Source organism: Marseilla massiliensis (genome assembly GCF_016899955.1).
Taxonomy (GTDB): Bacteria; Bacteroidota; Bacteroidia; order Bacteroidales; family Bacteroidaceae; genus Prevotella; species Prevotella intestinigallinarum.
The window spans coordinates 24,650-36,321 of the sequence record NZ_JACJJL010000008.1 but is presented as its reverse complement, the minus strand read 5'-3'; the positions used below and the strand labels follow the sequence as shown (position 1 = coordinate 36,321).

Sequence of the window (11,672 nt, the reverse complement as noted above, 5' to 3'; positions counted from 1 at the left end):
GCGGAACGTCGCGGCCGGTATTTTTTGTTTACACCGGGGCTTTCCCACGCCATTCCGCCATGTTTCGTTTGCCCAGACTGCCCGTCATGCCCTTCAGGACGGCCCGTTTTGCGATGTCAAACGGGCTGTATTGCAACGCGCTGTGGCCCAGATGGTTGCGTGCTGCCGAAGCTTTGGCGATAAGTTCTTACATCCGTAGGCCTGTTGCAGTGGACATGTGGCGCCGGGGTGGGGCTGTCGCGGCCGTTGGTGCCGCCCTTGCCGGGGCGCAACCCGTTCGACCGTGCTTTGTGGTGTCTGCCGTATTGAAATGTGGTTTAAACCTCGCCGAAATGTATAGAAAATCCCTAAAAAAATTGATAAATGTACAAAATCAAGCGATTTTCTGCCGTTATATGTATGCAGATTGGAGAAAGTGTTGTATCTTTGCACCGACAAAACAACACTGATCATGTTTTCAGAATAGTTAATAATATAGTTTTAGTTAGTAATTTTTTATGGTAAAGTAGGAAGCGGGCTGTGAAGTTCGCTTCTTTTTTTGTTTAAGTCGCGATTAATTATTAACTTTGTGGCGCATAAGCCACAGTCAGGCTGGTTGCGTGGTGAGTGCCGCCGGCAGGGTGGCAGTGGCATCGGTGCAAGGAAACTAATCAACAACTAATAAACAACAGTTATGAAATTCAGACTCGCAATGACAATGACGTTGGCGCTTGCGTGCGTTGCGTCGAACGCCAAGAAGAAAGCAGTGCAGCTCTTTCCCGACGGTACGCCGATACCGGAATGGTTCAGCGACACCACCAAGGTCGACGTGGCCAAGCTCGGAAAGCAGTATGTCATCACCGACTATGGGGTGAAGCCCGATTCGACCATCATCCAGACAGAGCAGATACAGGCCGTCATCGACAAGGCAGCCGCCTCGGGTGGCGGTGTGATAGTGATTCCGCAGGGCACGTTCCTGAGCGGTTCGCTCTTCTTCAAGCAGGGAACCCACCTCTATCTTCGCTCCGGCGCCACCCTGAAAGGCAGCGACCGCATACGCAACTTCAAGCTCGTGAAGACCCGGATGGAGGGGCAGACGCTCAATTATTTTGCCGCATTGGTCAATGCCGACAGTGTCGACGGGTTTACAATAGCCGGGCATGGCACGATAAACGGCAACGGACGGAACTACTGGGAGGAGTTCTGGATTCGCCGGCAGTACAACCGCCAGTGCACAAACCTTGAGGCCATGCGCCCCAGGCTGGTCTACATATCAAACGCGAAGAACGTCACCGTGCAGGACGTGCACCTCATCAACAGCCCGTTCTGGACCAACCACCTGTACAAAAGCGAGAACATTCGCTATCTCGACTGCCACATCTATGCGCCGACAAGCGGCATAAAGGCCCCGAGCAGCGACGCTATCGACCTCGATGTGTGTAAGAACGTGCTCATACGTGGCTGCTACATGAGCGTAAACGACGACGCGGTGGTGCTCAAGGGCGGCAAGGGCACGTGGGCAGACAAAGCCCCCGACAACGGCCCGTGCTCGAACATAATCATCGAAGACTGCACTTACGGCAAGGTGCATGGCTGCCTTACGCTTGGAAGTGAGTCGCTGCACGACCGCAACGTGATACTCCGCCGCTGCAAGATTACCGATGCCAACCGTGTGCTGTGGCTCAAGATGAGGCCCGATACGCCCCAGCATTACGAGTATGTGACGGTGGAAGAACTGACCGGAAACTGCTCGAGCTTCCTCGTTGTGCGCCCCTGGACACAGTTCTTCAAGCCCGAGAAGCGCGACGACATGCCCCTGTCTACATGCAACAACATCACTATAAGGAACATAAAGATGGATTGCAAGAACTTCTTCGACGTGGGCAAGTCGGACAAGTACCGCCTGAAGGACTTCACGTTTGAGGACTGTGACATCACCGACCAGAAGAAGGCGTTTGACAAGACGCTCATAGAGAACTGCGTGGTCGATGGGCTCAAGGTCAACGGAGAGGAGATAAAGTGATTCTGATGCGCCCGCCCGCGCATGTTGTGGCAAGCGTACGTTTGGCCGGCTGTTGCCTTGCGTACGCTTGCTTGCATGATGGCGGGAGGCCAAGGGCCTGTGGCTCGCAAAATGGTATGACTATGAAGAAGCTTTTGTTGATTGCTTTGTTGATGGCTGCCGCTGCCGTCCGGGCTGTGGCGCAGCCGTATCTTGGCGAACGGCTCGGCCGTGGCATGGTTGGTATATGGTCGGGGGCGGCCATGTTCCTGAGCTGGCGCATGCTCCCCACCGACCCCGACACGATGGCGTTCGACGTATACAGGAGTGCCGGCGGGCGCGAGGTGAGGCTCAACAGTGAGCCCATTGTCGCCTCATCGTGTTTTGCCGACTCTTCGGCAGGGGCATGCGGCCCTGCCCGCTGGCGCCTGGTGAGCGGCGGACGTACACTGGCCGAGTGGACTGTCGGCGCCGGCGAGCAGCCCCGGCCCTACATCAGTGTGCCCATATCCAGGCCACGGGGCGGAACGGTGGCAGGCGAGAGCTACACCTATTCGGCCAACGACTGCAGCGTGGGCGACCTTGATGGCGACGGCGAATATGAGATAGTGCTGAAGTGGAGCCCCTCAAACTCAAAGCGTCCGCCCCAGCGGGGATTCACCGGAAACACCATCCTCGACGCTTACAAGCTCGACGGCAGGCGGCTGTGGCGCATAGACCTCGGCGTGAACATACGCTCGGGCGAGTGCACAACCAACTTCCTCGTGTTTGATTTCGACGGCGACGGGCGCGCCGAACTGTGCTGCAAGACTGCCGACGGCACCGTCGACGGCACCGGCAGGGCCATCGGCGACCCGCTGGCCGACTGGCGCACGCACGACGAAAACAGTCCGACATACGGCAAGATTGTGCGAGGGCCTGAGTACCTCACGGTGTTCGAGGGGCTCACAGGGCGCGCGCTGTCGACAGCGGCATACATACCGACGCGCTATCCGCTCGATGGCTGGGGCGGGATTGGCGGCAACGGGGGCAACGACAGCACCGGGGGGCGCTCCGACAGGTTCACGGCCTGCGTGGCGTTCCTCGACGGCAAGCGCCCCTCGCCGGTGATGGTGCGCGGCTGGTACGGGCGAACGGTGGTGGCGGCATGGACTTTCGATGGCGACTCGCTGCGCAGCCTGTGGACGTTCGACAGCTCCGTGCCGGGGCTGCAACGCTTTTCCGGCATGGGCAACCACAACCTGTCGGTGGCCGACTTCGACGGCGACGGCTGCGATGAGGTGTGCGTCGGGGCCATGACGGTAGACAATGACGGTACCGGTCTCTACTCTACGGGGCTGCGCCATGGCGACGCCATGCATGTGGGCAGGCTCGTTGCAGGCCGCAGCGGGCTTCAGGTGTTTGGCGTGCATGAGAACGAAGGCAGGCGCGTGGCTTATCTTCAGACCCCCGCCGTGGCCATGTTCGACGGGGCGACGGGCCGGGTTATCTGGCAAGACGGGGCCGGACTCGACGCCGGCCGTGGCGTGGCAGCCGACATAGACCCGCGCTATCCCGGTGCCGAATGCTGGTGCTCGGTGGGCGGTTTGCGCCGCGGCGACACCGGACAGGCCATCAGCCGTAGCAAGCCGGGGCCCTGCAGCTTCATCGTCTATTGGGATGCCGACCCTCTGTCTGAGCTGCTCGACCGCACCACCATCAGCAAGTGGGACTGGCAGCAGGAGCGGGTGCGCCCGCTGCTTGAGGCCGACGGTTGTGTGTGGATAAACGGGTCGAAGGGCAATCCGTGCCTTTCGGCCGACATACTGGGCGACTGGCGCGAGGAGGTGGTGTGGCCCTCGGCCGACCAAAAGGAGCTCCGCATATACAGCACGGCCATACCAGCCTACAGCCGGCGCCCTTCGCTCATGACCGACCGCCAGTACCGGCTGTCTGTGGCATGGCAGAATGTGGGCTACAACCAGCCCCCTCACCTTAGCTTTGAGTTGAAATGACGGTGCCGCCTGGCCCGGCATGTTTTTTTGGAATGCCCTGATTAATGCTTAAAACAACATGAGACTGATTTCAATCCTGATGATGCTGTTGCCGGCTTGCATGCTGCATGCCGGGCAAGACAGCGTGTCCGGGCTTACACCCGGCGAGTTTGAAAAGTATTGGATGGTAGAGTCGGAGTCGCCGGACAGCAAGGTTTCGTTTTCCGGCGACACCATAGAGATTGTCGCCCCAAAGGGCCTTACGTTGTGGCGAAAGGCAAAGATGAGCGGCGACGTGACCATAGAGTATGACGCCTGCGTGGTGGTTGAGCGCGCAACCGACCGGCTCAGCGACCTGAATTGCTTCTGGATGGCGTCCGACCCCAAGCAGCCCGCCGACATCTCGGCGCGTGCCGGGTGGCGCAGAGGCATCTTTGCGCGGTGCTATACGCTGCAGCTCTACTACGTGGGATACGGCGGCAACCACAACAGGACTACCCGCTTCCGCCGTTACGACGGCAATGAGGCTGGGGTGACCGACAAGGCTGCCCGTCCGGCCATACTCAAAGAGTACACCGACACGGCCCACCTGCTGCGCCCCAACCACTGGTATCACGTGAGGCTCGAGGCCCATGGCGGCCGCGTCAGGTATTACATCGACGGGCAACTGCTGGTAGACTATGCCGACCCGCAGCCGTTGCGCGAGGGCTGGTTTGGCTTCCGCACAACGCTGTCGCGCACGCGCATGGCCAATTTCAGGTACACCGAGAGTCCCCGGCCTTAGCCCCTCATGCCCCCTGGCTGGCGCTTGCGGCAGCCGCCTGCGGCCTGTTCTCGTGGCGATGTATGAATATTGCCATCGAGATGTAGCCCAGCAGCACCACCGGCGCGCCCACCAGGGCGGCATACCTGTAGGGCAGTCCGTGGTCCATGGGCAGTCCGCCGCAGAATGCCCCGAGCGCATTGCCGAGGTTGAAGGCCACCTGTATGGCCGCCCCGCCAAGCATCTCGCCTCCCGGGGCATGCTTCAGTATGAGGAATTGCAGCGGGCTGCTCACCGCGAAGAGCCCCGCCGTGCACACCACCATGAGCCCCGCCGTGAGCCATCCGTATTGTGCCAGGGCGAAGATGAGCAGCAGGGCCGCCACTACCACGGCCTGGGTGCACGCCGCCACGCGCCCGGGCGAGTAGCGGTCAGACAGCCGTCCGCTCGTCAGGTTGCCCACCACCATTCCGAAACCGGCAGCCACCATCAGCAGCGACATCGTTTCCGGCGGGAAGCCGCCTTCGGTTGTCATGAGCGGAGTGACGTAGCTGTACCAGCAGAATATGCCCCCGTTGCCAAGCATCGTGGCTGCGAGGATGAGCCATGGGGCGCTGCTGCGCAGGAAGCGGAACTGCCCCTTGTACCCGTTGTCGGGCAGAGGGTCGATGTGGGGCACCCATTTCCAGATGTAATACAGCACGAGCAGGCTGAGCAATGCCACCAGCACAAACGGCACCCGCCACGATATGTTGCCGCTCAGGGCCGTGCTCAGCGGCACGCCAAACAGGTTGGCAATGGTCATCCCGGCCACCATTATCGACACGGCGCCCGTCTTGTGGCGCTCGTCGGCCAGCCTGATGGCCGCTATGGAGGCCACGCCGAAGTAGGCCCCGTGGGGCAATCCGGCTATGAAACGGGCGGCAAGCATCATCCCGTAGGTTGGCGAGACGGCGCAGAGCACCGCTCCCAGTAGCATCATGGCGGCCAGTACGAGCAGTATGCGCTTCGGACTGTACTTGTGGGCCACCGTCAGCAGCGGGGCGCCGCAGCACACTCCGATGGCGTAAGCCGAGATAAGGTGGCCTGCCTGGATGATTGTTATGCCCAGTCCGCGCGCTATGTCGGGCAGGATGCCCATCATTACAAATTCCATCATGCCCAGGGCTAAGGTGCCGAAGGCCAGTGCTATGAGTCCTTTTTTCATGATTTTTATGTTTGCCACATCCGTCCCGGCGGTGACGCGGGTGCCGCGTGGCCTTGACGGCGTGGCGCGGGCAGCCCGTGCCTGTGGGCTGCAGGCCGGATGGTTTGGCTTGGTTATGTTTTTGTGTAGTTGTATCCTGAATGCCGGTTCTTGGCCCCTTTGCCCGCGGGCCGCGCTGTGCCGGGCCGTGGGGTGGGGCATATATTGGTTTGTTTTGGCTGCAAAATTATATCTTTTTCGCCTATTACAGGCATCGGTGTCGGGTTAAATCGAGTTAAAATGATGGCGGCAGACATGGTAGTGGGGCTTTTTTCGTATCTTTGTATCAGCCTTTTGCCAATGGCATGCGCTCCGTGTCGCAATGAGGCCCCGGCCTTGGCGTCGGGCCAAACGGGCCATATTGCATTGCCAAACGGCCTGTTTGGGCGGCCAATACGGCCCGTTTGGCATAGCGATTCGACCCGTTTTGCAATGTGCTGTGCGCCAGGGAGATGCGCAATGGCAAAGGCTGTGCATTAAGAACTACCACAAGATGAGACTGAGCCGTATCAAGAAAGCATTGGCACACGGAGTGCCCGTCTTTGTGTTTATTGTCCTCGTGGGGTCGTCGGCCATGGCCAGCGTTGGCAGTTATTGCGCCACAGCCGACCTTGTTGAGGGCGACTTGCGCCGGGCTTTGGCCGACACCATAGCCGCCAAGGGCGCCTACTATGCAGCCAACGACACGATTAGGACATTCCGTGGGCTGCAGGCCGCTGCCGGGGGCAATGTGGTGATGAGGGTCGACGATGCCACCTTCCGCCGCAACATTGCCTCGGGGCGCTTGCGCGAGAGTGCCTACCTGCAGGTGAGCATTGTGGGCGGGCCGGGCAGCGGCGTCGGGCCGGCGGTGGCCTGCGGTGGCGGCATAGCCACCGATGCGGTGGTGTTGCGCTCGGCCGACGGAGCTTCTGCCGTGGCGCTGCGCGGTTGTGCCGGTTGCTCGGCGGCGTCGGTGCTGGCCATGTCCGACCAGCGGCTGCCCCTGGCGCTGTTTGCCGCGGCCCTGCTTTGGGCTTTTGGTTGTGCGGCCGGCCGCAGGCGCGCCTCTTTAAGCCGGGCGCGTGCCGAGGCTTATGGCGGGCTTGAGCTCTCGGCCGACGGCGCCCTGTTTGTCGACGCTGCCGGCGAGCCCGTGCGGCTCACGCCCATGCAGCACCGTCTGCTGGCCATGTTCTTCGCTGCCGAGGGCCACAGCCTGTCGCACCGCGAGATATGCGACGCGCTCTGGCCTAAGAAACCCGATGCCTCCGACACGCTTTACACGCTGATAAGGCGGTTGCGCTGTGTGGTCGAACAGCGCAGTAGCCTGCGCATAGAGAGCGACCGCGGCAGGGCTTACAGGCTGACCGACAGGTAGTTGGCCCCATTGTCAGACTTGTGTCAGATTTCTTCCGGCGCGTTGTCAGGCAGATGTCAGCGCCATGTTTCTTTTCTTTTTCCTTTGCTTGCTATCTTTGCAATCGACTATCGTTGTGAAGATATGAAGGCATTTTTTATCGTTGTTCTTTCCGTAGTGGCGGCTGCCTCGTGCATAGACATAGTGAGGCCGCGCACAAGGTTGAGGCCGTTTGCCGACGTTTTGCGCGAGCAGATGTACAAGGCCGACCTGCTCACCTACACCGACGGGCTGTTTGGGTATACCGTGGCCTATCCCGCCTGCTTTAGGCCCGACCGCAATGCACCGTCGGCAGGCAAGGGTTATGCCCGCTTCTGCCATGACAGCTGGACCAACATCAGCCTTGAGTGTTACGTGACGAGGGCCGTCGGGCCCGACAATACCGCCGTGTGCGACATTCGGCGAATGGGCCGCCTGCTGCATTCGAGGCCCAGGCCGGTCGGTGGCGGAGCCTACATACTGAGCGGCCCGCTCTATGAGGGGAGCGCAAGGATAGGCGGTTACCGCCATTACACCAAGTGTGTGCGCTCGGGCAAGCTGTGGTTTTGCTATGCCCTGAGCTATCCCGAGGAATACCGCGACAGCCTCGGGAGACTCTTTGCAATGATAGACCGCTGGCAGCCATGGGCCAAGCCGGCAGTGCAGAGAGGAGGCAGGGCATGGGGATGAGGCTTGCGTTGGCAATGGCTCTGGCGCCGGTAGTGGCGGCCGGGGCACAAGAGGCCGACTCGCTATGGCTGCGCGAGGTCGTGGTCGAGGGGGCTCGGGTGGTGAGTAAGGCCGGCGGCGTGGCGATATACCCGGCGCAGTGGCAGAAAGAGGCGTCGGCATCGCTCTATGCCGTGCTGGCCAGGGCGGGCCTGAACGGCATCAGGGTAGACGAGGTTGGCAACACAATAACGCCGCTCGACAACCGTGGCGGAGTGGAGTTGAGGATAAATGGCGTCAAGGCTTCGGCCTACGACCTGCTGCAGGTTGCCCCGACCGACCTGCTGCGCATAGAGTATACCGATTCGCCGGGCGTGCGCCACGGGCGCGAGGTGGGGCGGGTGGTCAATTTCATTGTGCGCGTGCCGGTGGCCGGATATGGCGCCGGGGCGCGCCTTTCCAATGCCGTGACTGCCGCGGTGGGCCGCAACAGCGTGTATGCGAGGGCCAGCCGGGGCACGAGCCAGGTGAGCGTAGACTATGGCATGGGCTACACGAGGTTCGACGGGGCGCGCACCGAGGAGACGGCCCGCTACCTGATGCCCGGCAACACGCTGCGGACGATTGTCAGGAGCGACGCCGACGGACTGATGACAGCACTTTCACACAGCGTGGGGCTCGCTTACAGCATGCGCCGCGACAGTGTGCTGGCCTTTCAGGCGAGGCTTCGCACCGACATTGAGCGCACGCCCCACAACGACAGCCGCCGCGTTGTGGCCGACGGTAACGAGGCATCCGGGGCGTCAATGCTGTCGGCCGAGCGTCGTGCCACGCCCGTGGCCGACGTGTTTCTCGACGCGAGCCTTGGCAGCAAGACACGGCTTACGGTGAGCGCGGCCGTCTCAATGGCCGACAGCCGGCGCGACTATTCTTACGACGAGGGCTCGCCATACGCTTACCATCTGCACGGGCGCAGCTACCGGCTCGACGCCGAGGCGGTGGCCGAGAGCCGGCCGGGGCCGTTCGTTGTGACGGCGGGCATGGTATGCTCGCAGCATTATGACGCCATTGACTATGGCGGCGACGTGGATGCCGCCGACCGTTCGCGCGTGTCAGACATTTATGGTTCCGCCCAACTGAAGGGCAGCCTGTGGCGCGTTGACTATGTTGCCGGCATAGGCCTGAGCACATATTACTTCCGGCGCAACGCCTCGGCGCACCGTTTCACGCTGCTCAGGCCTAAGCTGACGGTGCAGTGCCCGTTGCCATTTAGGCTGAAGCTGAGCTACGACATAGAGCTGTCGGAGTATATGTCGCGCATGGCCGCCACCGGCAGCGCTGTCGTGAGAGTAAACAGCATGGAGGCCGAGGCGGGCAACTCGGGGCTCCGTCCATACCGCAGGGTGGAGCAGTGGCTGCGCCTTTCGTACGACGGCGTGCGGTTGTCTGCTTCGTTGCAGGGTTCTCTCAGGGTAAACCACGATTGCAACATGGAGCGTTATTCACGCCATGCGGATGCCGCGGGCAACGCGGTTTTTGTAAAGACGCAGGTCAACGACGGCCACTGCAGCATGCTGTCTGTGTCGGGCTATTGCAGGGCCGACATCATTGAGCGGCGCCTTTCGGTTGCGGCCAATGGCGGGGTTTACCGTTTCATCAACATCGGGGCCGACTACCGCCACTTCTATACGGCCTTCAACGGAGGGGTGTCGCTGGCCGCCCACTTCGGCAAACTGACGCTCACGGCTGCTGCCGACAACGGATGGAGGTTTATGGAGGGCGAAAGGCGCGGCCAGCAGGGCGGTTCGGTCGGCATGACGGCGTCTTGCCGGCTGGGCCGTTTCACTTTGGCAGCATATTGGCAGAACCCGTTTCGCAACACCATAATGTCTGAACGAACGGAGCTTGTGAACCGTTTCGTCGGCAAAAGCACCACCAGGCGCAATGGCAACCTTGGAAACCTGCTCGGCATCAGCGTAAGCTGGACAATGGGGAATGAACAAAATGAAAGGTAAAACAGTGGAAGGGTAAAGGGAGGAAAAGGCACAAGTAAAGGCATAGAGGCATGGTGAAGTGATAAAGCAAAGCCGCCTTTGGCGCGGCTTTGCTGCCTTTCCACCCTTTTGCCTTTATGCCTTTACGTGGGCCTTTTTGCCTTTAATATGCTTCTTCGTCGCCTTTTATCGCATTGGCAACGGTCTTGTAGATGATGTAAATGTCGAGCCAGATGCTCCAATGCTCTATGTAATAGATGTCGCCCTTGACGCGTCCTTCCATCTGGCAGAGCTCTTTCGTCTCGCCGCGGTAGCCCGTCACCTGGCTCCAGCCGGTAATCCCGGGCTTCACAAAGTGGCGCATCATGTACTTGTCTATCAGCTTCGAGTATTCTTCGGTGTGCTTCAGCATGTGCGGCCTGGGCCCCACTATGCTCATGTCGCCCTTGAGCACGTTGATGAACTGAGGCAGTTCGTCGATGTTTGTCTTGCGCATTATGTTGCCCCATTTGGTCTTCCGCGGGTCGTCCTTGGTGGCCTGGAGCGTGTCGGCCTGCGCGTTGACGCGCATCGAGCGGAACTTTATGCAGTAAAACTCCTCGCCGTTGATTCCGTTACGCTTCTGCCTGAAGAACACCGGGCCGGGCATGGTGAGCTTGGTAATGATGAACACGATGACAAACACTATCGGGAAGATGGTGCAAAGGAACGCCAGTGAGAACAGGATGTCGAACGTTCGCTTGATGGCACGGTTCTCCACTTTCTCCAGCGGGTCGCGGTAAAGGCTGAGGTAAGGCACGTTGCCCAGCATGTTGAAGTACATGCGGTGGTGCAGGTAGTTGCTTACGTTGGGCACACTGTAGAAGTGTACGAGGTGGTTGACGCAGTAATGTATTATCGGAATGATGTCGTCTTTGTGCCGAGACGTAAGGCAACAGTAAAGCTCGTGCACCTCGCTGTGTTTCTGCAGGTAGCCCACCACGTCGTCGGGCGTTCCGAGGTAAGGGCAAGACTCGGGCATGTTGGATGCCCGCTCGTAGTCGAAGTAGCCCTCGACGGCGTATCCGAAGTAAGGCACGCTTACCATCTCGTCGTACAGCGCGCGTATGTTCTCTTTGCTTCCCACCAACACCGCGTGGTGCTTATGCTCCTCCTTGGTGCGGTAAGCCTTTACCATTCGGCGTATGGTGAGGCGGAATGTTGAAGCAACGATGAGCTGCGAGAGCAGGAAAAGGACAGACAGGTTGAGCGGAAGCAGGTAGAATCCGCCTATTTTGAGCAGTATGACGCTTGCTATGGTGAACACAATGATGTTGCGGAGCACGAGCAATGGCACCTGGAAGTCCTTGACGTTGCGTTTGTAGAGGATTACTCCTCCGTTGATGACGCATGAGAAATAGATGGCGGCCACGACTACAACCGACTGCATGAAGTCGTCTTCAAGGATGTGACCACTTACTTTGCAGAACATGCAATAGAGGGCAATGCATATCAGCACATCCCCCATGACGGTGAAAGCCGATAAGATGAGATTGTGGTGAATGTTCAATACCTTGTCATTCATAATGTAGTTTGCTCTTTCAACCTAATCGGTGGCAAATATAAACATGATTATCCGCAAAAAAGAATTTTCAATATTGAAATTTAAAAAAGTGGAAATAATTTCAA

Annotated in this window: 7 protein-coding genes and 1 pseudogene; 6 read left to right on the top strand and 2 right to left on the bottom strand. The window is 59.7% G+C overall.

Features of this window, described 5'->3' with window-relative positions:
* Positions 1-673 precede the first annotated feature (673 nt).
* The 3 genes and pseudogenes from H6B30_RS06070 to H6B30_RS06060 all read left to right on the top strand — a co-directional run.
* Positions 674-2,002 carry a rhamnogalacturonidase gene (locus H6B30_RS06070; RefSeq protein ID WP_205108920.1) on the top strand — a complete coding sequence of 443 codons (1,329 nt, stop codon included), beginning with the start codon at positions 674-676 and terminating at the stop codon, positions 2,000-2,002.
* Positions 2,003-2,124: 122 nt separating this feature from the next.
* Positions 2,125-3,975, top strand: a complete 1,851-nt coding sequence (locus H6B30_RS06065) for a rhamnogalacturonan lyase (protein ID WP_205108918.1) — start codon at positions 2,125-2,127, stop codon at positions 3,973-3,975.
* A 58-nt stretch (positions 3,976-4,033) separates the two neighbouring features.
* A pseudogene (locus H6B30_RS06060) lies at positions 4,034-4,717 on the top strand (DUF6250 domain-containing protein); the annotation flags it as partial.
* Positions 4,718-4,742: 25 nt separating this feature from the next.
* On the opposite strand, the gene araJ reads toward H6B30_RS06060, so the two are convergent.
* Positions 4,743-5,924: an MFS transporter AraJ gene (araJ, locus tag H6B30_RS06055; protein ID WP_205108916.1), complete on the bottom strand. Its 1,182-nt coding sequence runs from the start codon at positions 5,922-5,924 to the stop codon at positions 4,743-4,745.
* 532 nt (positions 5,925-6,456) lie between these two features.
* Here araJ and H6B30_RS06050 point away from each other — a divergent pair.
* The 3 genes from H6B30_RS06050 (at position 6,457) to H6B30_RS06040 (ending at position 10,025) form a co-directional block, all read left to right on the top strand.
* Complete coding sequence (locus H6B30_RS06050; RefSeq protein WP_205108914.1) at positions 6,457-7,323, top strand: winged helix-turn-helix domain-containing protein; 867 nt, start codon at positions 6,457-6,459, stop codon at positions 7,321-7,323.
* Between the two features lie 123 nt (positions 7,324-7,446).
* Positions 7,447-8,031, top strand: coding sequence for a hypothetical protein (locus tag H6B30_RS06045; RefSeq protein WP_205108912.1), 585 nt, complete (start codon positions 7,447-7,449; stop codon positions 8,029-8,031).
* Positions 8,022-10,025, top strand: coding sequence for a TonB-dependent receptor (locus H6B30_RS06040; RefSeq protein ID WP_205108910.1), 2,004 nt, complete (start codon positions 8,022-8,024; stop codon positions 10,023-10,025). The genes H6B30_RS06045 and H6B30_RS06040 overlap by 10 nt, the downstream gene beginning before the upstream one ends.
* Before the next feature lie 142 nt (positions 10,026-10,167).
* On the opposite strand, the gene H6B30_RS06035 is transcribed toward H6B30_RS06040, so the two are convergent.
* The gene (locus H6B30_RS06035) at positions 10,168-11,568 is read right to left on the bottom strand and encodes an undecaprenyl-phosphate glucose phosphotransferase (protein ID WP_205108908.1); all 1,401 of its coding nucleotides are present in this window, start codon (positions 11,566-11,568) and stop codon (positions 10,168-10,170) included.
* Between the last annotated feature and the right edge of the window lie 104 nt (positions 11,569-11,672).